This is a genomic window from Streptococcus mitis (assembly GCF_905187495.1).
In the GTDB taxonomy this organism is placed as follows: Bacteria; Bacillota; Bacilli; order Lactobacillales; family Streptococcaceae; genus Streptococcus; species Streptococcus mitis_CU.
The window spans coordinates 12356-37764 of sequence record NZ_CAJJIB010000022.1 but is presented as its reverse complement, the minus strand read 5'-3'; the positions used below and the strand labels follow the sequence as shown (position 1 = coordinate 37764).

Sequence of the window (25409 nt, the reverse complement as noted above, 5' to 3'; positions counted from 1 at the left end):
TATTTGTCATGGATACAAAAATGATGGAACAATTTGAAATTATGGATACTGAAATACTTGATCATATAGAGGGTGGGGATGTATCTGATATTTATAAAGGGCACGCTGATCAGGGAAGTCCATTCGGTGCTTACCCTTCTATATTAAAAAATTCAGGTCCTTTTCCAGTAAGTGGGTACTGCCCGCGTGGTTATCATGACCGTGGTTATATAGGAGCAGGTTTCCATTTATGTGGAATATAGGCTGAAATATAAGAAATGAGGAAGAGTTTCTATGAAAAAGTATCAGCTTCTATTCAAAATAAGTGCAGTTTTCTCTTACTTATTTTTCGTATTTGGTCTTTCTCAGCTGACGCTTATCGTCCAAAATTATTGGCAATTTTCTTCCCAGATTGGCAATTTCGTCTGGATTCAAAATATCTTGAGTTTGCTATTTAGCGGAGTCATGATTTGGATTCTGGTTAAGACAGGCCATGGTTATCTCTTTCGCATTCCGAGAAAAAAATGGCTTTGGTATTCGATTTTGACAGTACTAGTGGTAGTGCTCTATATCTCTTTTAACGTTCAGGCAGCTAAACATGTTCAGTCAACTGCTGAAGGTTGGGCTGTATTGATTGGTTATAGTGGGACCAACTTTGCTGAGCTAGGTATCTATATAACCCTGTTCTTTCTGACTCCACTTATGGAAGAGCTGATTTATAGAGGATTACTGCAACACGCCTTTTTTAAGCATTCGAGATTTGGCCTTGATTTGCTTCTTCCGTCAATTTTATTTGCTCTTCCTCATTTTTCAAGCCTGCCTAGTCTGTTAGATATCTTCGTCTTTGCAACATTTGGCATCATCTTTGCTAGTTTGACTCGCTATACAAAGAGCATTTATCCTTCCTATACGGTGCATGTGATCAATAATATTTTCGCAACATTACCATTTTTGCTGACTTTTTTACACAGGGTATTTAGCTAAAAATAGTAGATTAAAAATAATTATCGATTTTAAGAAGTGAATAATGGAATTTAATATTATTCACTTCTTATTAGTTGATTGGGAAGATTGTACTCTTTGAGTAATTTAAGATGTTTTGATGATAATTCAAGATTTGTATGAAAAACTTTAACAAATAGTGTTATACTAAAATTGCCAATTGCAACAGGATAACAATTAAAATTAAAAATAAAAAAGGAGGTATTCGTTATGAATACAAAAACGATGTCACAATTTGAAATGATGGATACTGAGATGCTTGCGAAAGTTGAAGGAGGTTTCGGAGGTTGGGGAGATATGATTTCTGGTTTATTGGGTGGGCTAGCACCTTCTCCAACTTTGGATCAATTAAATGGTAAGTGGTCTATTATACATCTTTCAAAACCATGTAGTCCTTATGGTATAGGGGGAACTCCAAACTCATATAATGGTATTTAAAAAGGATTGAAGATATGGAGGCAAAATATGGGAATCAAATTGTTGATGTTTGGGAAATTGGTCAAGCAACTCCTAAACCAAGTTGGGTAGAGGAAGCTTTTCAAAAAAATTATATGGTTTGGTTGGATAATCATGTGCGCATTCTAATGGCAGGTCTTAACACTTCTCTCGAAACGAATATCAAGTTTGGTCTAGTTGGAACAGTTGGAGGAGGATTCGCTGGTTATGGGATGTATGTTCTTGGTTATCCAGGTGATTATATAGATATCACCAATCATAGAGTTGTTTCTGCTAAAACATTTCATAAAAGTTATCAAATTTTAGAAAATGATTAGATGTCATTTAATTGTAATGGAGAAAGCAATGAAAAAAATATTTTTTAAAAAACGAACCATCTTCCTTGCGAGATTGTTCTTAGGTCAGTTGCCTTTACTTGTCTCTACTTATCTATTTCTATCTCGTCAGTTTTTAAATTTTTCCTTGATTTTCCAATTTCTTTTAGTGGTTATTAACTTGGCTTCTATTTTGGTCACTGTTTACCTCACTAGAGAAATGAGGATAAGAAAGTTTGAAGACGATGATTTGGTTAGTCCTAGAACCAATCAACTCATGTATATCGGCTTGACAGGCTTTATGTCTATTATCTGTTTGTATAGAGGTATCACAGCAGGAGAATTCTATCAACAATTAATTGCCTATATTGGTGCTATTCTCTGCTTGATTATCATGCTTTTACTCATTTGGGGCTTGAAGTATTATAAAAAGTAGAGAAGAACTTTCTTCTTAATCTGCGGCTAGTCTATAGTCTGACAAGAGGAGGTCATCATGTATAAACACTTATTTTTCCTAGATTCCAAAATCTTAGACTGGTTGACACCTTATATTCTAGTCTTGGCTTCTGACACCATTGCCTTTAATGTTTTTGTGCTAACCTTTGTATCTGTTGTGGTCTTTTATTTCCTAAATCCCATGCTATCTTTAATGGCTATCTTCTTAGGAGCTGGCTATGTGGTCGGATTTTGGTTACTCAAATGGTTTGTTTTGGAAAGACTAGAGTTAAAGAATGACGTGTAGGGAAGTTTGTTTGTTGAGGAGGATAATTTTATGAAGTTTTTTGATAAAATTCATGCCTTTTGTTTTGGATTTTTAGTACTACTAATCGTCATTACAGTTCCTTATACGATTAACCACGGGGATTTTTTTCAAAATGAATCTGAACTGATTATTGTAAGTCTTCTTGTAACCTCGCTGAGTGTTACTTATGCTAGAAAGTTTGAAATGATTTCTTTTGGGATGTTAAGCAAGAAAGAACTTTTGCTTTTCATTGCAATTTTTCTTCTAAGTGTACTTGAGACGCTGGTTTATATTCATTTCTTCGCTGTTTCTTCTGGCGCAGGAGTTCAACACTTGGCGGAAGTCAGTAGAGGAATTTCTCTGTCTTTGATTTTGACTTCCTCAGTTTTTGGTCCCATCCAGGAGGAACTCATTTTCAGAGGACTTTTTCAAGGTGCGGTTTTTGACAATTCTTGGTTAGGGCTTGTGCTAACTTCCTCTCTCTTTTCTTTCATGCATGGACCTTCTAATGTCCCTTCGTTTATTTTTTATCTACTTGGGGGCTTGTTGCTGGGCTTTGCTTATAAAAAGAGCCAAAACTTATGGGTTTCTACTCTAGTCCACATGTTTTACAACAGTTGGCCACTCTTATATTATTTATAAAAATCATGAAAAGGTAAGCAGAAGACGGTGCTTGCCTTTTTCTTTCTATAATGATACCCAAGCCAATCCAGATGCTTTTCTTTGAGAATCGGGTCTGGAGCGGTTGACGAATAGGCCAAAAACTAGTAGAATAGTAAGGAAACTTTATACGGAGGAAAGAAATGGATTTGGGTGATAATGAGCTAACACTGACTCCCATACCTGGGAAAAGTGGCAAGGCTTATATGGGTAGCTATCCCGATGGGAAGCGTATCTTTGTAAAAATGAACACCTCTCCAATCCTACCTGGACTAGCTAGAGAACAAATTGCTCCACAATTATTATGGAGTCGCCGTTTGGCAGATGGGCGTGATATGTGTGCTCAAGAATGGTTGACAGGCAAGATATTGACCCCCTATGATATGAATCGTAAACAAATCGTCAATATTTTAACCCGTCTTCATCGCTCACGTCCGTTGATGACACAGTTGAGTCGTTTGGGATATGCCATGGAAACACCTGTAGATTTACTACAGTCTTGGCAGGAAACGGCTCCAGATGCTTTGCGTAAAAATCATTTTATCAGTGAAGTGATGACTGATTTACGTCAGACTATTCCAGGATTTAGAGAGGACCATGCGACCATTGTCCATGGAGATGTACGACATAGTAATTGGATTGAGACAGATAGTGGCTTGATTTATTTGGTGGATTGGGATTCGGTTCGCTTGACCGACCGCATGTTTGATGTGGCCCATATGCTCTGCCATTATATTCCAGAACATCAGTGGAAGGAATGGTTGACCTACTACGGTTACAAGTACAATCAAACAGTATTAAATAAATTGTATTGGTACGGTCAATTGTCTTATTTGAGCCAGATTTCCAAGTATTATATGAACCAAGATTTAGAAAATGTCAATCGGGAGATCCATGGCTTGCGTCACTTCCGAGACAAGTATGGAAAGAGAAGATGAGAGTTAGAAATCGTAAAGGGGCGACAGAATTACTAGAGGCAAATCCCCAGTATGTAGTCCTCAATCCCTTGGAAGCCAAGGGAAAATGGCGGGACTTGTTTGGCAATGATAATCCCATTCATGTGGAAGTTGGAAGTGGAAAGGGTGCCTTTGTTTCAGGTATGGCCAAGCAAAACCCTGACATCAACTATATCGGGATTGATATTCAAAAGTCTGTTTTGAGCTACGCTTTGGACAAGGTGCTTGAAGTTGGAGTGCCTAACATCACGCTCTTGTGGGTGGATGGTTCTGACTTGACCGACTACTTTGAAGACGGTGAGATTGATCGCTTGTATCTGAATTTTTCAGATCCTTGGCCTAAAAAACGCCATGAAAAGCGTCGTTTGACCTACAAAACCTTCTTGGATACCTTCAAACGTATCTTGCCTGAAAATGGAGAAATTCATTTCAAGACGGATAACCGTGGCTTGTTTGAGTACAGCCTAGTGAGCTTTTCTCAGTATGGCATGAAGCTTAATGGTGTCTGGCTTGATTTACATGCCAGTGATTTTGAAGGCAATGTCATGACAGAATACGAGCAAAAATTCTCCAACAAGGGGCAAGTTATCTACCGAGTTGAGGCAGAATTTTAAGAATTAGCCTGAAATCAGGCTGTATAAGTGCTTTTGCTTTACATAAGTTGGCAAACGTGCTATACTGAGAGTAAGAATATGAAAAGTGAGGCGGGGAAATATCTTCGCCTCTTGCTTATGAGGAGGTGGACGCAATCGCAACAATCGTAGAATTAGTCAGAGAAGTTGTAGAACCTGTCATAGAAGCTCCTTTCGAACTCGTGGATATAGAGTATGGAAAGATTGGCAGTGACATGATTCTCAGTATTTTTGTAGATAAACCTGAAGGAATTACCTTGAACGACACGGCAGACTTGACAGAAATTATCAGTCCTGTCCTAGACACCATCAAGCCAGATCCCTTCCCAGAACAATATTTCCTAGAAATCACCAGTCCAGGCTTGGAACGTCCTTTGAAAACCAAGGATGCCGTCGCTGGAGCGGTTGGGAAATACATCCATGTCGGGCTCTACCAAGCCATCGATAAGCAAAAGGTCTTTGAAGGAACCTTATTGGCCTTTGAAGAGGACGAGTTGACCATGGAATATATGGACAAGACGCGTAAGAAAACTGTCCAAATTCCATACAGTTTAGTATCAAAAGCACGTTTAGCAGTTAAATTATAGAAAAAGAAAGGATAGCTTTTGAGGATTCAAAAGTGAAGAAAACATGAGTAAAGAAATGCTAGAGGCCTTCCGCATTTTGGAAGAAGACAAGGGAATCAAAAAAGAAGATATCATCGACGCAGTAGTAGAGTCGCTTCGTTCCGCTTATCGCAGACGCTATGGTCAATCAGATAGCGTAGCTATTGACTTCAACGAAAAAACAGGTGACTTTACAGTTTATACTGTCCGTGAAGTGGTTGATGAAGTATTTGATAGCCGTTTGGAAATCAGCTTGAAAGATGCTCTTGCCATTAATTCAGCTTATGAACTTGGTGACAAAATCAAGTTTGAAGAAGCACCTGCTGAGTTTGGTCGTGTAGCAGCTCAATCTGCCAAACAAACCATCATGGAAAAAATGCGCAAGCAAACACGTGCCATCACTTACAATACTTACAAAGAACATGAGCAAGAAATCATGTCTGGTACAGTAGAACGCTTTGACAACCGTTTTATCTATGTTAACCTTGGTAGCATCGAAGCCCAATTGTCAAAACAAGACCAAATCCCTGGGGAAGTTTTTGCTTCTCATGATCGTATCGAAGTCTATGTCTACAAGGTTGAAGACAACCCTCGCGGTGTCAACGTCTTTGTTAGCCGTAGCCATCCAGAAATGATCAAACGTTTGATGGAGCAAGAAATTCCTGAAGTTTATGATGGAACTGTTGAAATCATGAGCGTGGCTCGTGAAGCTGGTGACCGTACTAAGGTTGCAGTTCGCAGTCATAATCCAAACGTGGACGCTATCGGTACAATCGTTGGACGTGGTGGTGCTAATATCAAGAAGATTACTAGCAAATTCCACCCAGCTCGTTACGATGCCAAGAGCGACCGTATGGTGCCAATCGAAGAAAATATCGATGTTATCGAGTGGGTAGCAGATCCAGCTGAATTTATCTACAATGCCATCGCTCCTGCTGAAGTTGACCAAGTTATCTTTGACGAAAACGATAGCAAACGTGCCTTGGTGGTTGTTCCTGATAACAAGCTTTCTCTTGCTATCGGTCGTCGTGGGCAAAACGTTCGCTTGGCAGCTCACTTGACTGGCTACCGTATCGATATCAAGTCTGCTAGCGAATTTGAAGCCATGGAAGAAGCTGGTTCGGTAGAGTTGGAAGCAGAAAACGATACTGTAGAAGAATAAAAGCTGCTAGAGGAGGGAAAGATGAAAACGAGAAAAATCCCTTTGCGCAAGTCTGTTGTCTCTAATGAGGTGATTGATAAGCGTGATTTGCTCCGTATTGTCAAGAACAAGGAAGGACAAGTCTTTATCGATCCGACAGGCAAGGCTAACGGCCGCGGCGCTTATATCAAGCTAGACAATGCAGAAGCCCTAGAGGCTAAAAAGAAGAAGGTCTTTAACCGTAGCTTTGACATGGAAGTGGAAGAAAGCTTTTATGATGAGTTGATCGCTTATGTGGATCACAAAGTGAAAAGAAGAGAGTTAGGACTTGAATAAGCAAAAGATAAGCAATCTCTTGGGACTGGCTCAGCGAGCAGGGCGTATCATATCGGGTGAAGAATTGGTCGTTAAAGCGATTCAAGATGGCAAGGCCCAGTTGGTCTTTCTAGCTCATGATGCTGGACCCAATCTGACCAAGAAGATTCAAGATAAAAGTCATTATTATCAAGTAGAAATTGTAACCGTGTTTTCAACACTGGAATTAAGCATAGCAGTCGGAAAATCGAGAAAGGTTTTGGCTGTAACAGATGCTGGATTTACAAAGAAAATGAGGTCTCTTATGGAATAGAAGAGGAGGACATGATTTGTCTAAGAAAAGATTGTACGAAATCGCAAAAGAACTTGGAAAAGAAAGTAAAGAAGTTGTAGCGCGTGCAAAAGAGTTGGGCTTGGATGTGAAAAGCCACTCATCAAGTGTGGAAGAAGCTGTCGCTGCAAAAATCGCTGCCAGCTTTAAGCCTGCAGCTGCTCCAAAAGTAGAAGCAAAACCTGCAGCACCAAAAGCAAGTGCAGAAAAGAAAGCCGAAAAATCTGAGCCAGCTAAACCAGCTGTAGCTAAGGAAGAGGCAAAACCTGCTGAGCCAGTCGCTCCTAAAACAGAAAAAGTAGCGGCTAAACCACAAAGTCGTAATTTCAAGGCTGAGCGTGAAGCTCGTGCCAAAGAGCAGGCAGAACGACGCAAGCAAAACAAGGGCAATAACCGTGACCAACAACAAAACGGAAACCGTCAGAAAAACGACGGCCGTAATGGTGGAAAACAAGGTCAAGGCAACCGCGATAATCGTCGCTTTAACGACCAAGCTAAGAAACAGCAAGGTCAGCAAAATCGTGGAAATGAGCGTCGTCAACAAGAGGACAAACGTCCACATCAAGCGGCTCCACGTGTTGACTTTAAAGCCCGTGCAGCAGCCCTAAAAGCAGAGCAAAATGCAGAGTACGCACGTTCAAGTGAGGAACGTTTCAAGCAGACTCAGGCTGCCAAAGAAGCCTTGGCCCAAGCAAACAAACGCAAGGAGCCAGAGGAAATCTTTGAAGAAGTGGCTAAGTTAGCTGAACAAGCGCAACAAGTTCAAGCAGTGGTTGAACCAGCTCCTGTAGCTAAAGAAGCGCCAGTGGATACACGTCGTAAAAAACAAGCTCGACCAGACAAAGAACGTGATGATTATGATCACGAAGAAGATGGTCCTAGAAAACAACAAAAGAATCGAAGTAGTCAAAATCAAGTGAGAAATCAAAAGAATAGTAACTGGAATAACAACAAAAAGAACAAAAAAGGCAATAACAAGAACAACCGCAATCAGACTCCAAAACCTGTTACGGAGCGTAAATTCCATGAATTGCCAACAGAATTTGAATATACAGATGGTATGACCGTTGCGGAAATCGCAAAACGTATCAAACGTGAACCAGCTGAAATCGTTAAGAAACTTTTCATGATGGGTGTCATGGCCACACAAAACCAATCTTTGGATGGGGAAACAATTGAACTCCTCATGGTGGATTATGGTATCGAAGCTAAGCAAAAGGTTGAAGTGGATAATGCCGACATCGAACGTTTCTTTGTCGAAGATGGCTATCTTAATGAAGATGAATTGGTTGAGCGTCCACCAGTTGTAACTATTATGGGACACGTTGACCATGGTAAAACAACCCTCTTGGATACTCTTCGTAACTCTCGCGTTGCGACAGGTGAAGCAGGTGGTATCACTCAGCATATCGGTGCCTACCAAATCGTTGAAAATGGTAAGAAGATCACCTTCCTTGATACACCAGGACACGCGGCCTTTACGTCTATGCGTGCGCGTGGTGCGTCTGTTACTGATATTACCATCTTGGTTGTAGCGGCCGACGACGGGGTTATGCCTCAGACAATTGAAGCCATCAACCACTCAAAAGCGGCCAACGTTCCAATTATCGTAGCCATCAACAAGATTGATAAACCAGGTGCCAACCCAGAACGCGTTATCGGTGAATTGGCAGAGCATGGAGTTATGTCAACCGCTTGGGGTGGAGATTCTGAATTTGTTGAAATCTCAGCTAAATTCAATCAAAACATTGAAGAATTGTTGGAAACAGTCCTTCTTGTGGCTGAAATCCAAGAACTCAAGGCAGACCCAACAGTGCGTGCTATCGGTACAGTTATCGAAGCGCGCTTGGATAAAGGAAAAGGTGCGGTCGCAACCCTTCTTGTGCAACAAGGTACCTTGAATGTCCAAGACCCAATTGTTGTCGGAAATACCTTCGGTCGTGTCCGTGCTATGACCAACGACCTTGGTCGTCGTGTCAAGGTGGCTGGACCATCAACACCAGTTTCTATCACAGGTTTGAATGAAGCGCCAATGGCGGGTGACCACTTTGCCGTTTACGAAGATGAAAAATCTGCGCGTGCAGCAGGTGAAGAACGTGCCAAACGTGCCCTTATGAAACAACGTCAAGCTACCCAACGTGTCAGCCTTGAAAACCTCTTTGATACGCTTAAAGCTGGTGAACTCAAATCAGTTAACGTTATCATCAAGGCCGACGTACAAGGTTCTGTTGAAGCCCTTTCTGCCTCACTTCAGAAAATCGATGTGGAAGGTGTTAAAGTTACCATCGTCCACTCAGCGGTCGGTGCAATCAACGAATCAGACGTGACCCTTGCCGAAGCTTCAAATGCCTTTATCGTTGGTTTCAACGTACGCCCTACACCACAAGCTCGTCAACAAGCCGAAGCTGACGATGTGGAAATCCGTCTCCACAGTATTATCTACAAGGTTATCGAAGAGATGGAAGAAGCCATGAAGGGGATGCTTGATCCAGAATTTGAAGAAAAAGTTATCGGTGAAGCAGTTATCCGTGAAACCTTCAAGGTGTCTAAAGTGGGAACTATCGGTGGATTCATGGTTATCAACGGTAAGGTTACCCGTGACTCTAAAGTCCGTGTTATCCGTGATGGTGTCGTTATCTATGACGGTGAACTTGCAAGCTTGAAACACTACAAAGACGACGTGAAAGAAGTTACAAACGGTCGTGAAGGTGGATTGATGATCGATGGCTATAATGATATCAAGATGGATGATGTGATTGAGGCCTATGTCATGGAAGAAATCAAGAGATAAGATTTTTTGCTCCTTTCTTAGGTGGTGAGGGACGCAAGCAAACCGATGGTTTCATTGCTTATTTTTGAGCCTAGGGTCTCAAAAATCCCCTGTGATGGGACTGATAAATCAGTTCCATCACTTTCACCACGGCGAAAGAAGCAGATGATTTCAAATTGAACTTCGTTTCAATTTGAAATGAAAATCAAGAAGTTTAAAAATAGCTAGGTCTGCTGGCCTAGCTTTTGGTTCAAAGTAGAGAAAGGAATATCATGGCAAATCATTTCCGTACGGATCGTGTGGGCATGGAAATCAAACGCGAAGTCAATGAGATTTTGCAAAAGAAAGTCCGTGATCCGCGTGTCCAAGGTGTGACCATCACAGATGTTCAGATGTTGGGTGACTTGTCTGTTGCCAAGGTTTACTACACCATTTTGAGTAACCTTGCTTCAGATAATCAAAAAGCCCAAATCGGGCTTGAAAAAGCAACTGGGACCATCAAACGTGAACTTGGTCGCAATTTAAAATTGTACAAAATCCCAGATTTGACCTTCGTCAAAGACGAGTCCATCGAATATGGAAACAAGATTGACGAAATGCTACGCAATCTGGATAAGAACTAAGAAGAGGGGTAACCCTCTTTTTTGGTGGGGAAATGGCTACAAAACATACTGGGGAATCTTTCTAGACTTAAAAATTATTAAAATGCTTTATAAAATTTAGCTTGTATGATATTATAGGAAATGAAAAGAGTGGGATAAAACGATTTTTCAGCAATAGGCAACAAGGCTGGTACCGTTAATATTTTGAAAGTGTAGTTAAACGAGGGAAGATAATTTGGGACTCATAAAAACTCTAGCTAAAACTTACGGGAATTACTTTTTGACCATGCAAGGTGTTAAAGTAATGAAAACGATAAAGAAAGATGATCATGCCGTTGTCGGTTTTGGGAAACTCTTTATTGCAGATAAGCTAATGGATACAGCTCGGTGGCTCATTAAGTCAGAGGATAAAAAATGAAATTTTTTTGGGGACTTCTTGCCATTATTTTTATCAAACCGATTATTGGGATTTTGAAATTCTTTTGGATGATCATCTCTTTTACAGTCCAATTGCTGTTTTACAAGCTATTATTTAAAATATTGGATTGGCTCTTTAAACTTATTTAGGTCGTAATTCAAGTCGCTGAGAACTAGCAGGAACTCCACTGCTAGTTTTTTAATTTCTTTCCATATGGTATAATAAAAGCAGTAAAATCATTTTAGAACATACAATGGAGGTCGTCATGGACAATATCATCGATGTGTCAATTCCTGTTGCAGAAGTGGTGGACAAGCATCCAGAAGTCTTGGAAATTCTAGTTGAGCTGGGATTTAAACCCCTTGCTAATCCTTTGATGCGCAATACCGTTGGTCGTAAGGTATCGCTCAAACAGGGTTCTAAGCTGGAAGGAACTCCTATGGACAAGATTGTCCGCACACTGGAAGCGAATGGCTACGAAGTGATTGGATTAGACTAATGGCAGATGAACGGATTCATGTCCTACGGGATATTTTGTTAGAATTGCATAATGGCGCCTCTCCTGAGTCGGTTCAGGAGCGTTTTGATGCGACTTTTGCAGGTGTCTCAGCCATAGAGATTTCCCTCATGGAGCACGAGCTGATGAACTCAGACTCAGGTGTCACCTTTGAAGATGTCATGGAACTCTGTGATGTCCATGCCAATCTTTTTAAAAATGCTATTAAAGGTGTCGAAGTAGAGGATACCGAGTATCCAGGTCACCCAGTTCGCGTTTTCAAAGAAGAAAATCTGGCCCTCCGTGCGGCCTTGATTCGCATTCGGAGATTGTTAGATACTTATGAATCTATGGAAGACGAGGAAATGCTGGCGGAGATGCGCAAGGGCTTGGTGCGTCAGATGGGACTTGTAGGTCAATTTGACATCCATTACCAACGTAAAGAAGAACTCTTCTTTCCTATCATGGAGCGCTATGGACACGATTCACCTCCAAAAGTTATGTGGGGAGTTGATGATCAGATCAGGGAACTCTTTCAAACAGCTCTAATGACAGCTAAGTCACTACCTGAAGTGCCGATTTCTACTGTGAAAGAAGCTTTTGAAGCCTTTGCGACAGAGTTTGAAAGTATGATTTTCAAGGAAGAGTCCATCCTTCTCATGATTCTCCTTGAGTCCTTTACTCAGGATGACTGGCTTCAGATTGCGGAGGAGAGCGATGCCTATGGTTATGCCATCATCCGTCCGTCTGAGAAATGGGTGCCAGAAAGACAGAGCTTTGTTGAGGAAGATAGTGCAGGGGAGCCTGTACAGCTAGATAAGGCAGAGGGTCAAGTTCAGCAAGTTATCGATACGCCAGAAGGACAGTTTACCATTACCTTTACCCCTAAGGAAAAGGAAGCAGTGCTGGACCGCCATAGTCAACAGGCTTTTGGCAATGGCTATCTCTCGGTCGAGCAGGCTAACCTCATCCTTAATCACCTCCCTATGGAGATTACCTTTGTCAATAAAGACGATATTTTCCAGTATTACAATGACAATACGCCAGCTGATGAGATGATTTTCAAACGGACCCCGTCCCAAGTCGGGCGCAATGTCGAACTCTGCCATCCACCTAAGTACTTGGATAAGGTCAGGACTATCATGAAGGGACTTCGTGAGGGTACTAAAGACAAGTATGAAATGTGGTTTAAGTCCGAGTCGCGAGGTAAGTTTGTCCACATCACCTACGCAGCAGTGCACGATGAAAACGGAGAATTCCAAGGAGTGCTGGAGTATGTTCAGGATATCCAGCCCTACCGAGAGATTGACACGGACTATTTCCGTGGATTAGAATAAGGAGAAAAAATGAGTTACGAACAAGAATTTATGAAGGAATTTGAAGCCTGGGTCAATACCCAGATTATGATCAATGACATGGCGCATAAGGAAAGCAAAAAAGTCTACGAAGAAGACCAGGACGAGCGTGCTAAAGATGCCATGATTCGCTACGAAAGTCGCTTGGATGCTTATCAGTTCTTGCTTGGTAAGTTTGAAAACTTCAAGGCAGGCAAGGGATTCCATGATTTGCCAGATGGCTTGTTTGGTGAGCGAAATTATTAAACGAGATAGATTCTTGATTTTTTACTAAAATCTTGATAGAATATTTATATTAAATCCTTGTCAGAGCAGGGGTTTTTTATTGAAAGGATTTTATCATGTCAAAGAAACTCAATCGTAAAAAACAATTACGAAATAGCCTCCGTCGTGCAGGTGTTTTTTCAAGTACTGTGACTAAGGTTGTAGAAGAGACAAAAAAAGTCGTGAAACGTGCTGAGCAGTCAGCAAGCCAAGCTGGTAAGGCTGTTTCTAAAAAAGTTGAACAAGCAGTAGAAGCTACCAAAGAGCAAGCTCAAAAAGTAGCCAATTCTGTAGAAGATTTTGCAGCAAACTTGGGTGGACTTCCACTTGACCGTGCCAAGACTTTCTATGATGAAGGAATCAAGTCTGCGTCAGATTTCAAAAACTGGACTGAAAAAGAACTCCTTGCCTTGAAAGGAATCGGCCCAGCTACCATCAAGAAATTGAAAGAAAATGGCATCAAGTTCAAGTAATCTTTCTTGTGCCTTGCATTTCCATCAAAATCTTGCTACAATAGAGCCATTAGAGGTGTTTTGAATCCCACATTTTACAGAAAGTGGCGGAGCTGAGAAGTCCACAAATGTGTCAAAACTAGTTGCTAATAGATGAAAAATTGAAATAAAAGTGTCTTTTTGTTTTAAAGACGAGAGTTGCGGGCAACTGCCCGAAATTGGGTGGTACCGCGGATAAATACATTCGTCCCTGTCATGTAGATGGCAGGGATTTTCTTTTGCGTCTTAGTAAAAGGAGGTTGTTATGAAGCAATCTTTTAACACAAGTAAACTGTATTATGGCTTTCCTATTTTCATTTTGGGATATCAGGACCAGAACTTTGAGCAGAATATCACGACTTGCAGTTCCTCTTATAGCTTGGGAGATTGGCTAGTCATTGGTGTCGGAGCTGAGGAAAATGCGGCTGAGCAAATCAAGCATTACCAGAAGTTTACTGTGAATATTCCTGATGAAAATCTCATGCTCGAGATGGAGGAGGCTGGTTTTATCAGTCATCGAGAGAAATTGAAACACCTGGGACTAGACTACGAGATTTCTGAACAGACTCAGTCTCCGATTTTAGAGGCCTGTCCAGTCGTATTGAACTGTCGGGTAGATCGGATTATCGAGGAAGATGGAATCTGTCATATCTTTGCCAAGATTATCGAGCGACTTGCTGATCCAGAACTTTTGGATGATAAGGGACATTTTAAAAATGATCGTTTTTCACCGACTTACTTTATGGGGGACGGTCACCAGCGCGTTTATCGCTATTTAGATAACCGTGTTGACCCTATGGGGAGCTTCATAAAGAAAGCGAGGAAGAAAGATGACAAGAGCTGAACTGCCAGAACGCTTGGAAACAGAACATCTCGTGTTACGAGTCTGCACAGTCGCTGATGCCGAGGATATCCATGCCTACGCTAGTCTCCCAGAGGTCGCCTATCCAGCAGGCTTTCCTCCAGTCAAAACCTTTGAAGATGAGGTTTACTATCTAGAGCATATCCTTCCAGAACGCAATCAAAAGGAAAATCTCCCAGCTGGCTATGGGATTGTCGTCAAAGGAACCGATAAAGTCATTGGTTCTGTTGACTTCAACCATCGTCATGCGGATGATGTGCTAGAGCTTGGCTATACCTTGCATCCAGACTATTGGGGTCGAGGCTATGTACCAGAAGCAGCGTTTGCCTTGATTGACTTAGCCTTTAAAGATTTGGGTCTTCACAAGATTGAACTGACTTGTTTTGGTTATAATGTCCAAAGTCAACGAGTCGCAGAAAAACTTGGATTTACCCTCGAAGCTCGCATAAGAGAACGTAAAGATATTCAAGGAAACCGCTGTGACAGTCTGATATATGGCTTGTTGAGGCGTGAGTGGGAGGTGATTTGATGCATCTTTTCCAATGATGTGCTCCAGCCTCAGGAAAAATGACGATTGGTCAAGAACTGTCTCGACTGACGGATTCTACCCTCTTTTATAACCATCAAGCCATCGATTTTGCACTAGAAATCTATCAGGATTATACCGAGGAGATGTGGGAATTTGTTCGTGGAATTACCTTTTCTTTCCTTGGAGCTAGCGCTAGAAATCAGAGATCAGTAATTTTAACTGACGTAATTGATTTTTCAAATCAGTACCAACTGATGTATTTAAAGCAAATTCAGAGTTTGTTGAATGATTATCATCAAGAGATTCTGTTTGTTGAGTTGGAAACAAGTCTTGAAGAGCGTTTACGTCGAAATCAAACGGAGAACCGGTTGAAGCACAAACCCTTAAAACGACATATTGAGGTATCTGAAAGAGAAATTTTAGAGACTGCTGAAACACTTCAATTAAATTCTCAACATCAACCGAATGAGTTGCACCATTACTTTAAAATAAATAATACGAATTTGTCTGCAGAAGAAGCTGCTAAGCAAATTCAAAATAAAATGAATACAATAGAGAAAGGACAAACACATGTCTAAAGAACTTTCACCTAAATACAATCCAGCCGAGGTTGAGGCTGGTCGTTACCAAAAATGGCTTGATGCGGATGTTTTCAAGCCTTCAGGAGACCAAAAGGCTAAGCCTTATTCTATCGTTATTCCACCACCAAACGTAACTGGTAAACTTCACCTTGGTCACGCTTGGGATACGACTTTGCAGGATATTATCATCCGTCAAAAACGTATGCAAGGTTTTGATACCCTTTGGCTTCCAGGGATGGACCACGCGGGGATTGCCACTCAGGCTAAAGTTGAGGAGCGCTTGCGCGGAGAGGGCATTACACGTTATGACCTAGGTCGTGAGAAATTCCTCGATAAGGTCTGGGAATGGAAAGACGAATATGCCACTACTATCAAGGAACAATGGGGCAAGATGGGGCTCTCTGTAGACTACTCTCGTGAGCGTTTCACGCTTGATGAAGGTTTGTCAAAAGCTGTCCGCAAAGTCTTTGTGGACCTTTACAAGAAAGGCTGGATCTACCGTGGTGAGTTTATCATCAACTGGGACCCAGCTGCTCGCACTGCCCTTTCTGATATCGAAGTTATCCACAAGGATGTCGAAGGTGCCTTCTACCACATGAATTATATGCTGGAAGATGGCTCACGCGCCCTTGAAGTTGCGACAACTCGTCCTGAGACCATGTTTGGGGACGTAGCTGTTGCGGTCAATCCAGAAGACCCACGCTACAAGGACTTGATTGGTAAAAACGTCATCCTTCCAATCGCTAATAAACTCATCCCAATCGTTGGTGATGAGCACGCAGATCCTGAGTTTGGTACTGGTGTCGTGAAAATCACGCCTGCCCATGATCCAAACGACTTCTTGGTTGGTCAACGCCATAACTTGCCACAAGTCAACGTCATGAATGATGACGGAACCATGAATGACTTGGCCTTTGAATTTGCAGGCATGGACCGTTTTGAAGCTCGTAAGGCAGTCGTTGCCAAGTTGGAAGAAATCGGTGTCCTTGTTAAAATCGAAAAACGTGTTCACAGTGTTGGTCACTCAGAGCGTACAGGTGTTGTGGTTGAACCACGCTTGTCTACTCAGTGGTTCGTCAAGATGGACCAATTGGCTAAGAATGCTATTGCCAACCAAGATACAGAGGACAAGGTAGAATTCTACCCACCTCGTTTCAACGATACCTTCCTTCAATGGATGGAAAATGTACACGACTGGGTAATCTCTCGTCAGCTCTGGTGGGGTCATCAAATCCCTGCTTGGTACAATGCTGAGGGTGAAATGTACGTCGGTGAAGAAGCTCCAGAAGGTGACGGATGGACACAAGATGAAGATGTCTTGGATACTTGGTTCAGTTCTGCCCTTTGGCCATTCTCAACCATGGGCTGGCCTGATGTCGACTCAGCAGACTTCAAACGCTACTTCCCAACTTCAACCTTGGTAACAGGTTACGACATCATCTTCTTCTGGGTATCTCGTATGATCTTCCAATCCTTGGAATTTACTGGTCGTCAGCCATTCCAAAACGTGCTTATCCACGGTCTCATCCGTGACGAGCAAGGACGCAAGATGTCTAAATCTCTCGGAAACGGAATTGACCCTATGGATGTCATTGAGAAATACGGTGCTGATGCCCTTCGTTGGTTCCTTTCAAACGGTTCTGCACCAGGACAAGACGTGCGCTTCTCTTACGAGAAAATGGATGCTTCATGGAACTTCATTAACAAAATCTGGAACATCTCTCGCTACATCCTCATGAACAATGAAGGCTTGACCCTTGAGCAAGCAACTGCCAATGTCGAAAAAGTGGTCAACAAGGAAGCTGGAAATGTCACTGATCGCTGGATTCTCCACAACCTCAATGAAACAATCGGAAAAGCTACTGCCAACTTTGATAAGTTTGAGTTTGGTGTCGCTGGACATATCCTCTACAACTTCATCTGGGATGAGTTTGCGGACTGGTACGTTGAGTTGACTAAGGAAGTCCTTTACAGCGACAACGAAGAAGAGAAAGTTATCACACGTTCTGTTCTCCTTTACACTTTGGACAAGATCCTTCGTCTCCTCCACCCAATCATGCCATTCGTGACAGAGGAAATCTTTGGACAAATCTCAGAAGGCTCTATCGTTACAGCAGCATACCCAACTGTCAATCCAGCCTTTGAAGACCTTGTGGCTCACACTGGTGTGGAAAGCCTCAAAGACTTGATCCGCGCTGTTCGTAATGCGCGTGCAGAAGTAAACGTAGCACCAAGCAAGCCTATCACCATCCTGGTTAAGACTAGCGATAGTGACTTGGAAGCCTTCTTTAACAGCAATGTCAATTACATCAAACGCTTCACAAATCCAGAACACTTGGAAATCGCATCAAATATCCCTGCACCTGAACTCGCTATGTCAAGCGTCATCACAGGAGCAGAAATCTACCTGCCACTGGCAGACCTCCTCAATGTCGAAGAAGAACTAGCTCGTCTCGACAAGGAACTGGCTAAATGGCAAAAAGAACTGGATATGGTTGGTAAGAAACTCTCTAACGAACGCTTCGTAGCCAATGCCAAACCAGAAGTTGTCCAAAAAGAACGCGACAAACAAGCCGACTACCAAGCTAAATACGACGCGACCGTAGCACGTATTGATGAGATGAAGAAGTTGGTGAAATAAATAAAGAAACACGGTGACGAGCCGTGTTTCCTACTACCTAAAATAGAAAGTATAGTTATATGACTACTCGAAATGATAATATTGATTTGAAGACGAAGGTTCAAATTATTTGTTTGTATTTCTCAAAATTGCCTAGCAATGATAAAAGAAGAAGTAAAATTATTAGTAAATACCGTGAATTAGAAATTTTAACTGGAATAAAAGCTAATACTATCCGACAATGGACAGATTCATTTGATCCTTATTTCAAAAACGGTAGAAAAGGATACCACCAAAGAGATTTAGAAAATGAAAATAAAAGTCTTTGGAAAGTTTATAATGAATATAAAGATTTCTCATTAAGCGAACTTCAAAATAAAGTGTCCGAGATATACAAAAATTTAGACAAGAATTCATATTTCCTTTGTATAGGAGGCAAAGAAGTATATCTTTATAGTATCAAAACCAAAAAAGAAGAAACTTCAACCTCTCTTTACAATTTAGATGCTACTACAGAAATAATTGATTATAATGTTAGAATTGATAATCTGAACCGATATAATCCTAAAACATCAAATAGTCAAAAACTTAAAGTCGGTGACCTTTTATTTCTTTCTCTAGGTGGAGATAGCGAGAAATGGAAGGAATGGGAAAATGGATTGACAGCTATTGGTCAGGTAGAAAATATTCATGTAGAGAATTCAACTAATAACTATGAAATTACTGCAAAAGTCTTAATTAAATTACCTACAGAAATAACTCCTTCAGATTTATATTACTATCCAGATACTTCAAATGAATTTAATATTGGCCCTAGTCTCAAGGGAACTCCCAATCAAGCTATTAATCGTGTTTCAACAAAAGGTGCTCTTTCTATTTTTAGTGCTATTTGTGATTTATTCTCTGATTATAAAAATAGTATAAAACTATTGATTGGCGATGAAAATTTTCGAAGTTTGGATAATGTTCCTAAATTACTAACAGATGGCGAATATGAAGAAAATAGTTTAAAAAATAATCTAGATCTAGATTTTGAAGGAAATGATGATCTATTAGATAAAATAAATTTATCAAGCGATGAAAATTTTATTGATAAGAGTGAAGCACTAGAAGTTGCTCTTGAAATAGATAAGGATGATAATGAGTTTAAATCAGAAATGGAAAAACTTATGTCATTGCCAGCTAATGAATTAAAAAGAAAACTATCGGTTACTCAACGAGAGCTTAGCATTTCAGATATCAAGAAATTCTATGATCGACTTATAGAATATCAAAATGATTACAAAGATAATAGCAATGTGGGAATAGATTATACTGATTTAGGTGATGCATTGATTTTGGAACCTAGTTTTCAGCGTGAATATGTTTGGAATCAGCCTAAGAAACAACAATTGATCGACAGTATTTTACTTGGTATTCCTATTCCTACTTTTTATTTTTCAATAGATAAAAACGGAAATTTGCTGGTAGTAGATGGAAAACAAAGAATTAATTCAATTTTAGAATTTCTAAAAGGGAAACTTTCTTTGCCATCAAGTTATAGATTTTTATGTTTAAATAAAGATTCAAAAGATGAGGTTTATTTTAAAGAACTTGAATCAAGAGTAAAAAGAAAATTTGAAGATTACCCTTTGACATGTTACTTAGTTGACTCTTCAGTTATACCGAGATTTCAAAATGAAATTTTTATGAGAGTTAATAGAGGTGGAGAGAGATTAACCATTCAAGAAATTAGAAATGCTTCAAATGTTGGTAAAGTAACATATTTATTAAATAAAATTTCTGATAATAAAGAATTACGAATAGTCCCAATAAAACGAAAGAAAGATCAATACTTAGTATTGAGATTCCTTGCTTATTATCTAATTCATAATAATGATTCATTTATGAGTATTTATAACTTTGATAGCGATTATGATGGAATTGATAATCTATTAGATAGGGTAATGAAATTTATTAATATTATTAGTGATTCTGAGGTGAAAAAGTTGTATTCATTATATGAATCATGTATTCAAATTTCAAAACGAATGTTTGAGTTGAAATCATACAAAGAATTCAGTCGGAAAGATTCAAACACTGTAAATATGATTATTTTTGAGAGTTGGTTGTTTTTAATATCCAGCTTTGAAAAATCAGTTATTGAAACTAATTTAGATTTATTCTTTGACTTTTATATTAAATTTATTGGCGATGAGAATTTTGAAAATAATATTTTATATAGACGAGACTCTAAAGAAAAACTAACCTGGAGATTTTCTTACATTGAAAAATTTATAAAGGATATTAAGCAATCTTTAAAATTGAAGGATATATTATGAAATTAAAAAGTGTTGAAATTGAAAATTATAAATCGTACGCATTAAATGAAAAAGTTGAATTTTCTAATTTAAATGTTATTACTGGCGTAAATTCTGCAGGGAAATCTTCATTAATTGAATCATTGCTTATTTTGGGTCAATCCGACTCACACGATATTTTAAATGGATATTTAAAAAAATTAGGAAGTGTAGATAATTTAAAAAATAATCAATTATCAAAAGAGGAATCAAAAACAATTACATTTAAGTATTCCTTTGGCGTTCCCACAACTCTAGACCAAATAATTACAATAGAGGATGGGAAGCGTCCCCCTACATATCCGAAAATTATAGATATAGCTTATCTATCGGCTGAGAGAATTGGAATTTTGGATAGTTATAAAAAGAGTAGAGATTTAGAATTATTTAACCCTAGAGGGGAAGGGTTAATTTCATTACTTTATGAAAAAAGTGATAGTAAAGAATTTGTTATAAAAAATAGAGAGTTATTTTTTAATAATAATAAAATTCGTGAAATATTTCCTAAACTACCTGTCTATGAATCAAATCCCATGCAACAAACCATTTTGGAACGTAAAGGAATTGATTATATAGTTGAAACTAGTAGTAAGGCAGAATTGATTAATATAGTTAATTTTTGGCTTGAAGAGTTCACTGGATATACAGTCTCTGTAGATGATATTAGTTCGAAACTATTACAATTGAAATATCATAAGGGAGGAAGTGAGTATGAACCACAACATGTTGGCACAGGAGTTACCTTTATACTATTTCAAATATTGGCTTTACTTATACTTCCCGAGGAAACAGTAGTTATTATTGAGAACCCAGAAATCCATTTACATCCTAGTTTACAATCCAATCTAATGTATTTTTACCAATGGGTATCTGAGTCAAATCGCCAATTATTTATTGAAACTCATAGTGATCACATTTTCAATGTAGCCAAATATTTTAAAATGACGAATTTAGATTGTACAATTTTATTTGCTGCTCTTGAAAAAGTTAGTGATGAGAACCTAGGAGAAGTATTAACAACTAAAATTAGAACAGTGGAGTTAGATGAAAATGGTACTGTAATAGAATATCACCAAGGGCTTTTTGATCAGTACTTAAAGGATAATAATAAATTCTATAAAGTTGTATATGAGAAGAGAAGAGAAGATGGCAAAAAATACTGAAAAGAAAACAACATCTTGTACAGAATTTTATGACTTACATCCCAAAATTCCACTATGGATTGTTTTACTTTTTAAAGAATGCGAAAATTTAGATTTAACAAAAACTGAAATAGAATTGTTGAATGATTTACTGACAAGTAAAGGAGAAAAAGATAAATTAATTCTTATATTTAGCTCTTCATTATTATCCGCTCTATATACAAAAAGATATGAATATTATGAGGTTCAAGATCGTTATATTGTGGCAATATTAGACTCTATTATAGGTAATTTAACAGCAGCATATAGTGAAAAATGTTGTGAAACTTGGACTCTAAGCTACCAAGAAATACCTAAAAATGGTAAGAAAGTTATTAATCTATCAAAAGACAAGCTAAGTAATTATTTACAGTTTAAATCACCAGAATTCAACACTTTTCCATTAGAAATTATAGACACTGATAATTTAGGAAATCAATTATCTCATAAATATTCTTTAATTGGAGAAAAAAGAAATAACTATCTAATAGATGGATATGGTAAACGATGTGATGAAATGCTTAGTCAAAAAGAAAGGCTATTTGAAACTTCTATACGTAATAATAGTGATTTTCACGTTGATGGTCCAGATGTCCAAATTCAATCTGGAGGAAGGGAGAAATTGAATTTTTCTCATATACATCCTAAAAAAGATTTTGCGTTCTACTTAATAGATAACTTTTTTGATATAAAAAAGAGCCAAAAAAATCTATGGAAGCATGATGGATATGGTAAAAAATATCGTGTTTCTAGCGAGATAAAAAAAGTATTAAAAGAGCATAATTTTTTTATTCCGAGTGATATCGAATAATTATTAGAGAGTAAAACAATATTTTAAAAAAATTGAAAGCAGGTAACTACATGACAAATTCTGTAAGTTCGAACCGGCCTGAGAAGTACAACATTGCAGCTTTCTTCTCAGGTGTTGGGGGAATTGAGTTGGGATTTGAACAGACCAACGAGTTCAGAGTGGTGTATGCCAATGAGTTTGATAAGTATGCGCGTCAGACTTATCAGTTAAACCATCCAGATACCTATTTGGATGGTCGTGATATTCACACTGTTCAGCCAGAGGACATTCCAGCTGAGCGCGTGGATGTGATTATGGGAGGTTTCCCTTGTCAGGCCTTTAGTATTGCGGGTTATCGCAAGGGCTTTGATGACGATCGTGGCGATCTTTTCTTTGAGTTGCTTCGCATGATTGAGGGGCGTAAACCTCGCGCCATTTTCATCGAAAACGTTAAGAACATGGTCGGTCATGACCACGGCAATACCTTCAAGGTTATTCGCGAAGCCTTGACTGAGAATAACTACTTCATCAAGTGGAAGGTTCTCAATGGGAAAGACTACGGAAATATCCCACAAAACCGTGAGCGGATCTACATTGTTGGTTTTGATACCAAGGAAGCTTATGACTTATTTGAATTTCCAGAGGAAATCAAGCTGACTACGACTCTTCAAGACGTCATTAACTTCGGCGATAAGCTAAATGAGGTCTACTACTACCGTGAAGACAAGCAAAACTTCTACGACCAGTTGAAGTTTGAAGTGACTAGTCAAGATACGGTTTACCAATGGCGTCGTCAATATGTCCGTGAAAATAAAAACGGTGTTGTCCCTACCTTGACAGCCAATATGGGAACAGGTGGACACAATGTTCCATTGATTTTGACAGACAGTGGCGAGATTCGTAAGTTGACTCCCAAAGAAACCTTTAATGTCCAAGGCTATCCTAAATCCTTTAAAATCCCAGAAGGTGTTTCCAATGGTCAGCTCTACAAGCAGGCTGGAAACAGTGTGGTTGTCCCCGTGATTAAACGCATTGCAGAAAATGTTGCTAAGGCCTTAAATGAAAGCCAAGGGCAATCTCAACTTGAACGCTCAGGAAAAATTGCCATTATCTACACCAAGATGAATGGACAGTTTGAGGGCCAGTCTTATGTGAAAGACTGTGCGGATAGCTATGACCAGGCTCTTGAAAGAATAAAGGCTTATGATGATGGTTTAGCTCTTCTGTCTGGTGAAGATTATTTAAAATTGGTTAAAAAACGAGGCAAACTCGAATTTTACAGTATTAATTAACGAATATATAAGAGGGATTAGTGAAAAACTAATCTTCTTTTGATATACTGAAAATAGAAAAGAGGGCGCTTATGTGGGAACATCTAAAAACAGATCAAAAAGACAAATACAAAACCTTAATTACCAACTTTGCTAGCTTGAGCCAAGCTTTCTCTCAAAAGGCAGAATCCGAAGACGAGGGACAAACGGAGAATTATGTTGCTCCTATCGTCAACTCCAAATTTCAGGAGACTGTTTTCCAGAAGGCTTTCAATGCTGTTGGGGAAGATATCGCCAATACTTCCTATGATGCTTCCGTCGTTGTCGATGAAAATCATAAATACCTAGTGGGGATCAAGTCTTTTGGAATCAATTCAGGAGACCAAAAAATTGCCCAGTTCAAGAAAGATTCTCAAGCTTGGACGGACTTATTGGGTGATATCAAGTTTCATGCGGATATTTCAGCTGATAAAGAAGCTGCAGACAAGGAAAACTATCAACGCTATGAAGAGTTGGCAAGAAAGATTGCGACTTTGAGGAATCAGAGAATCGAATCTTCTAAGGCGCAAATCAAGGGATTCAACTCTGACTCGGTCAATGTTGAAGCTGTTTACCACGTTCTGATGCCGACACCAAAGGGAGAAAGTCCTAGGATTTTTGTTGGTGAGACGACTTATTTACCAGTGGATATTGATAATCTAGTCATTGAAGGATCAACTACCAAAAACAATCCAACTAATTTTCGTTTTACGGATGGGCAACACCACTACAAGTACACGGCAGCTGACAGTCAGCTTCACATGACTTTTAATAATAAGGACATTGTGGTAGATACTTGGGATGTGCATTATATCGAAGATCCTTTTTCTCTCTTTGAGAATCTTCATTTACTGACAGCTGAAAAGGAACAATCCGATATCCTAGAAACAGTGTCTTGGGTTATCACAGACAAACATGGAAATGTGGAAGAAAGCTCTGGTTTCAATGCCTTTAATGGCGGATCAAAACTAGCTAAGAAAGATCGTCTGCCGCGGATTCTAAAGATTCAGGAAAAATTCAAAGATAGTCTGGCTCAAGAAGAACTAGCTTTTGTGATCTTCTCTTTAGAAGAAATCCTCTTGAAAAAGTGGACTAGTAGGGAAGAGAAAGTTCAGATGAAGGCTATTCGTGAGGACTTGATTCACTTTGTGCATAATACTGGCAATGAAAAACTCATTAAAGAAATTGAACAACTTGTATATCGTCCAGTTAGCGAAGTTTACATTCCTCTGCCCGACTCCAAGAACTTCCATGATGAAAGACCAGATTTCTTTGGTCCAGGATTTGGGACTTTTGAGCCTGGAACTAAAAAACTAGCTCTATCCAAAGAAGAAAGAACTTTTAAACTACGCTTTTTATCTTCTGGTGATGTTATTAACGCCTATATAAATCAAGAAGCTGGTAAGGCTATTCAGTCTACCGATAAGCAAGAAATCCTCGGGAATTGGATTTTACGTGGTGTTTTCCAGTTGAAAGAACGAGAGGTATTGACAGGTCAACGACTCAATGAACTGGAAATCAACGGTATTCGTTTGACTAAGTTTAAAAATGGGGAAATCGGTATTGAATTTATCTGGATTGATATTGAAAATCCACCAATCGATGTTAACGGCTGGGTAGCAAAGAAATAAAAAGTCCTGTCACTTTCTCCCCCTTAACCTTTGACTA

General features: G+C 39.4%; 29 protein-coding genes. All 29 read left to right on the top strand.

Translation table 11 applies throughout. From position 1 onward, the window contains the following. The first annotated feature begins 8 nt into the window (after positions 1-8). The 29 genes from JQ843_RS04100 to JQ843_RS03960 all read left to right on the top strand — a co-directional run bounded on the left by JQ843_RS04100 (position 9) and on the right by JQ843_RS03960 (position 25372). Complete coding sequence (locus tag JQ843_RS04100) at positions 9-242, top strand: ComC/BlpC family leader-containing pheromone/bacteriocin (RefSeq protein ID WP_084923456.1); 234 nt, start codon at positions 9-11, stop codon at positions 240-242. A 31-nt stretch (positions 243-273) separates the two neighbouring features. After that, positions 274-963: a CPBP family intramembrane glutamic endopeptidase gene (locus tag JQ843_RS04095; RefSeq protein ID WP_203212963.1), complete on the top strand. Its 690-nt coding sequence runs from the start codon at positions 274-276 to the stop codon at positions 961-963. A gap of 228 nt (positions 964-1191) precedes the next feature. After that, on the top strand, positions 1192-1419 hold the full coding sequence (locus JQ843_RS04090) for a bacteriocin class II family protein (protein ID WP_203212962.1): 228 nt from the start codon (positions 1192-1194) through the stop codon (positions 1417-1419). A gap of 14 nt (positions 1420-1433) precedes the next feature. After that, complete coding sequence (locus tag JQ843_RS04085) at positions 1434-1754, top strand: role in replication (RefSeq protein WP_203212961.1); 321 nt, start codon at positions 1434-1436, stop codon at positions 1752-1754. Positions 1755-1782: 28 nt separating this feature from the next. Further along, positions 1783-2187 (top strand): immunity protein, encoded by a 405-nt coding sequence (locus tag JQ843_RS04080; RefSeq protein ID WP_203212960.1) that lies wholly within the window; start codon positions 1783-1785, stop codon positions 2185-2187. Between the two features lie 57 nt (positions 2188-2244). Continuing rightward, positions 2245-2493, top strand: a complete 249-nt coding sequence (gene blpZ, locus JQ843_RS04075) for an immunity protein BlpZ (protein WP_203212959.1) — start codon at positions 2245-2247, stop codon at positions 2491-2493. Positions 2494-2523: 30 nt separating this feature from the next. Beyond that, positions 2524-3135: a CPBP family intramembrane glutamic endopeptidase gene (locus JQ843_RS04070; protein WP_203212958.1), complete on the top strand. Its 612-nt coding sequence runs from the start codon at positions 2524-2526 to the stop codon at positions 3133-3135. Between the two features lie 161 nt (positions 3136-3296). After that, entirely contained in the window at positions 3297-4091 is a 795-nt protein-coding gene (gene ccrZ / locus JQ843_RS04065; protein ID WP_203212957.1) for a cell cycle regulator CcrZ, read from the top strand. Then, positions 4088-4723: a tRNA (guanosine(46)-N7)-methyltransferase TrmB gene (trmB, locus tag JQ843_RS04060; RefSeq protein WP_203212956.1), complete on the top strand. Its 636-nt coding sequence runs from the start codon at positions 4088-4090 to the stop codon at positions 4721-4723. Before ccrZ ends, trmB begins: the two co-directional genes overlap by 4 nt. A 125-nt stretch (positions 4724-4848) precedes the next feature. Then, complete coding sequence (gene rimP / locus JQ843_RS04055; RefSeq protein ID WP_001808691.1) at positions 4849-5328, top strand: ribosome maturation factor RimP; 480 nt, start codon at positions 4849-4851, stop codon at positions 5326-5328. A 43-nt stretch (positions 5329-5371) separates the two neighbouring features. Next, positions 5372-6508, top strand: a complete 1137-nt coding sequence (gene nusA, locus JQ843_RS04050; RefSeq protein ID WP_049502004.1) for a transcription termination factor NusA — start codon at positions 5372-5374, stop codon at positions 6506-6508. A 21-nt stretch (positions 6509-6529) separates the two neighbouring features. Continuing rightward, positions 6530-6823, top strand: a complete 294-nt coding sequence (gene rnpM, locus JQ843_RS04045; RefSeq protein WP_000857557.1) for an RNase P modulator RnpM — start codon at positions 6530-6532, stop codon at positions 6821-6823. Beyond that, positions 6816-7115: a YlxQ-related RNA-binding protein gene (locus JQ843_RS04040; RefSeq protein ID WP_016399195.1), complete on the top strand. Its 300-nt coding sequence runs from the start codon at positions 6816-6818 to the stop codon at positions 7113-7115. Before rnpM ends, JQ843_RS04040 begins: the two co-directional genes overlap by 8 nt. Before the next feature lie 16 nt (positions 7116-7131). Next, the gene (infB, locus tag JQ843_RS04035) at positions 7132-9924 is read left to right on the top strand and encodes a translation initiation factor IF-2 (RefSeq protein ID WP_203212955.1); all 2793 of its coding nucleotides are present in this window, start codon (positions 7132-7134) and stop codon (positions 9922-9924) included. A gap of 251 nt (positions 9925-10175) precedes the next feature. Further along, complete coding sequence (gene rbfA, locus JQ843_RS04030; RefSeq protein WP_001273601.1) at positions 10176-10526, top strand: 30S ribosome-binding factor RbfA; 351 nt, start codon at positions 10176-10178, stop codon at positions 10524-10526. Positions 10527-10740: 214 nt separating this feature from the next. Then, positions 10741-10923, top strand: coding sequence for a hypothetical protein (locus JQ843_RS04025; protein ID WP_203212954.1), 183 nt, complete (start codon positions 10741-10743; stop codon positions 10921-10923). A 265-nt stretch (positions 10924-11188) separates the two neighbouring features. Continuing rightward, complete coding sequence (locus JQ843_RS04020; protein WP_000368739.1) at positions 11189-11422, top strand: DUF1858 domain-containing protein; 234 nt, start codon at positions 11189-11191, stop codon at positions 11420-11422. Continuing rightward, positions 11422-12756, top strand: coding sequence for a DUF438 domain-containing protein (locus JQ843_RS04015; protein ID WP_203212953.1), 1335 nt, complete (start codon positions 11422-11424; stop codon positions 12754-12756). Before JQ843_RS04020 ends, JQ843_RS04015 begins: the two co-directional genes overlap by 1 nt. A gap of 9 nt (positions 12757-12765) precedes the next feature. After that, positions 12766-13020 carry a DUF1912 family protein gene (locus JQ843_RS04010; protein ID WP_004261124.1) on the top strand — a complete coding sequence of 85 codons (255 nt, stop codon included), beginning with the start codon at positions 12766-12768 and terminating at the stop codon, positions 13018-13020. A 95-nt stretch (positions 13021-13115) separates the two neighbouring features. Next, a complete protein-coding gene (locus JQ843_RS04005) occupies positions 13116-13511 on the top strand; it encodes a helix-hairpin-helix domain-containing protein (protein WP_004261126.1) in 396 nt (131 codons plus the stop codon). A gap of 283 nt (positions 13512-13794) precedes the next feature. Beyond that, entirely contained in the window at positions 13795-14373 is a 579-nt protein-coding gene (locus tag JQ843_RS04000; protein ID WP_125456209.1) for a flavin reductase family protein, read from the top strand. Continuing rightward, positions 14360-14920, top strand: a complete 561-nt coding sequence (locus tag JQ843_RS03995; RefSeq protein WP_125456210.1) for a GNAT family N-acetyltransferase — start codon at positions 14360-14362, stop codon at positions 14918-14920. The genes JQ843_RS04000 and JQ843_RS03995 overlap by 14 nt, the downstream gene beginning before the upstream one ends. A gap of 38 nt (positions 14921-14958) precedes the next feature. Beyond that, on the top strand, positions 14959-15498 hold the full coding sequence (locus tag JQ843_RS03990; RefSeq protein ID WP_238393749.1) for an AAA family ATPase: 540 nt from the start codon (positions 14959-14961) through the stop codon (positions 15496-15498). Then, positions 15491-18142, top strand: coding sequence for a valine--tRNA ligase (locus JQ843_RS03985; RefSeq protein ID WP_203212952.1), 2652 nt, complete (start codon positions 15491-15493; stop codon positions 18140-18142). Before JQ843_RS03990 ends, JQ843_RS03985 begins: the two co-directional genes overlap by 8 nt. A 59-nt stretch (positions 18143-18201) precedes the next feature. Next, positions 18202-20442, top strand: coding sequence for a DUF262 domain-containing protein (locus tag JQ843_RS03980; protein ID WP_049509848.1), 2241 nt, complete (start codon positions 18202-18204; stop codon positions 20440-20442). After that, entirely contained in the window at positions 20439-21623 is a 1185-nt protein-coding gene (locus tag JQ843_RS03975; protein ID WP_049509850.1) for an AAA family ATPase, read from the top strand. Before JQ843_RS03980 ends, JQ843_RS03975 begins: the two co-directional genes overlap by 4 nt. Next, positions 21607-22452 (top strand): hypothetical protein, encoded by an 846-nt coding sequence (locus JQ843_RS03970; RefSeq protein WP_049509852.1) that lies wholly within the window; start codon positions 21607-21609, stop codon positions 22450-22452. Before JQ843_RS03975 ends, JQ843_RS03970 begins: the two co-directional genes overlap by 17 nt. A gap of 50 nt (positions 22453-22502) precedes the next feature. Then, entirely contained in the window at positions 22503-23723 is a 1221-nt protein-coding gene (locus tag JQ843_RS03965; RefSeq protein ID WP_203212951.1) for a DNA cytosine methyltransferase, read from the top strand. Between the two features lie 71 nt (positions 23724-23794). Further along, positions 23795-25372: a hypothetical protein gene (locus tag JQ843_RS03960; protein ID WP_203212950.1), complete on the top strand. Its 1578-nt coding sequence runs from the start codon at positions 23795-23797 to the stop codon at positions 25370-25372. Positions 25373-25409: the final 37 nt, after the last annotated feature.

Excerpts from the sequence above, each read along its gene's own strand:
- JQ843_RS04070 (WP_203212958.1), top strand. The coding sequence starts at position 2,524 with ATGAAGTTTTTTGATAAAATTCATGCCTTTTGTTTTGGATTTTTAGTA.
- trmB (WP_203212956.1), top strand. The coding sequence starts at position 4,088 with ATGAGAGTTAGAAATCGTAAAGGGGCGACAGAATTACTAGAGGCAAAT.
- JQ843_RS04090 (WP_203212962.1), top strand. The coding sequence starts at position 1,192 with ATGAATACAAAAACGATGTCACAATTTGAAATGATGGATACTGAGATG.
- JQ843_RS04080 (WP_203212960.1), top strand. The coding sequence starts at position 1,783 with ATGAAAAAAATATTTTTTAAAAAACGAACCATCTTCCTTGCGAGATTG.
- JQ843_RS04020 (WP_000368739.1), top strand. The coding sequence starts at position 11,189 with ATGGACAATATCATCGATGTGTCAATTCCTGTTGCAGAAGTGGTGGAC.
- rbfA (WP_001273601.1), top strand. The coding sequence starts at position 10,176 with ATGGCAAATCATTTCCGTACGGATCGTGTGGGCATGGAAATCAAACGC.
- JQ843_RS04000 (WP_125456209.1), top strand. The coding sequence starts at position 13,795 with ATGAAGCAATCTTTTAACACAAGTAAACTGTATTATGGCTTTCCTATT.
- JQ843_RS03985 (WP_203212952.1), top strand. The coding sequence starts at position 15,491 with ATGTCTAAAGAACTTTCACCTAAATACAATCCAGCCGAGGTTGAGGCT.
- rnpM (WP_000857557.1), top strand. The coding sequence starts at position 6,530 with ATGAAAACGAGAAAAATCCCTTTGCGCAAGTCTGTTGTCTCTAATGAG.
- JQ843_RS03980 (WP_049509848.1), top strand. The coding sequence starts at position 18,202 with ATGACTACTCGAAATGATAATATTGATTTGAAGACGAAGGTTCAAATT.
- JQ843_RS04015 (WP_203212953.1), top strand. The coding sequence starts at position 11,422 with ATGGCAGATGAACGGATTCATGTCCTACGGGATATTTTGTTAGAATTG.
- JQ843_RS03975 (WP_049509850.1), top strand. The coding sequence starts at position 20,439 with ATGAAATTAAAAAGTGTTGAAATTGAAAATTATAAATCGTACGCATTA.
- JQ843_RS03990 (WP_238393749.1), top strand. The coding sequence starts at position 14,959 with ATGACGATTGGTCAAGAACTGTCTCGACTGACGGATTCTACCCTCTTT.
- JQ843_RS04100 (WP_084923456.1), top strand. The coding sequence starts at position 9 with ATGGATACAAAAATGATGGAACAATTTGAAATTATGGATACTGAAATA.
- JQ843_RS04005 (WP_004261126.1), top strand. The coding sequence starts at position 13,116 with ATGTCAAAGAAACTCAATCGTAAAAAACAATTACGAAATAGCCTCCGT.
- JQ843_RS04095 (WP_203212963.1), top strand. The coding sequence starts at position 274 with ATGAAAAAGTATCAGCTTCTATTCAAAATAAGTGCAGTTTTCTCTTAC.
- JQ843_RS03960 (WP_203212950.1), top strand. The coding sequence starts at position 23,795 with ATGTGGGAACATCTAAAAACAGATCAAAAAGACAAATACAAAACCTTA.
- blpZ (WP_203212959.1), top strand. The coding sequence starts at position 2,245 with ATGTATAAACACTTATTTTTCCTAGATTCCAAAATCTTAGACTGGTTG.
- ccrZ (WP_203212957.1), top strand. The coding sequence starts at position 3,297 with ATGGATTTGGGTGATAATGAGCTAACACTGACTCCCATACCTGGGAAA.
- JQ843_RS03965 (WP_203212951.1), top strand. The coding sequence starts at position 22,503 with ATGACAAATTCTGTAAGTTCGAACCGGCCTGAGAAGTACAACATTGCA.
- JQ843_RS03995 (WP_125456210.1), top strand. The coding sequence starts at position 14,360 with ATGACAAGAGCTGAACTGCCAGAACGCTTGGAAACAGAACATCTCGTG.
- JQ843_RS03970 (WP_049509852.1), top strand. The coding sequence starts at position 21,607 with ATGGCAAAAAATACTGAAAAGAAAACAACATCTTGTACAGAATTTTAT.
- JQ843_RS04085 (WP_203212961.1), top strand. The coding sequence starts at position 1,434 with ATGGAGGCAAAATATGGGAATCAAATTGTTGATGTTTGGGAAATTGGT.
- JQ843_RS04010 (WP_004261124.1), top strand. The coding sequence starts at position 12,766 with ATGAGTTACGAACAAGAATTTATGAAGGAATTTGAAGCCTGGGTCAAT.
- nusA (WP_049502004.1), top strand. The coding sequence starts at position 5,372 with ATGAGTAAAGAAATGCTAGAGGCCTTCCGCATTTTGGAAGAAGACAAG.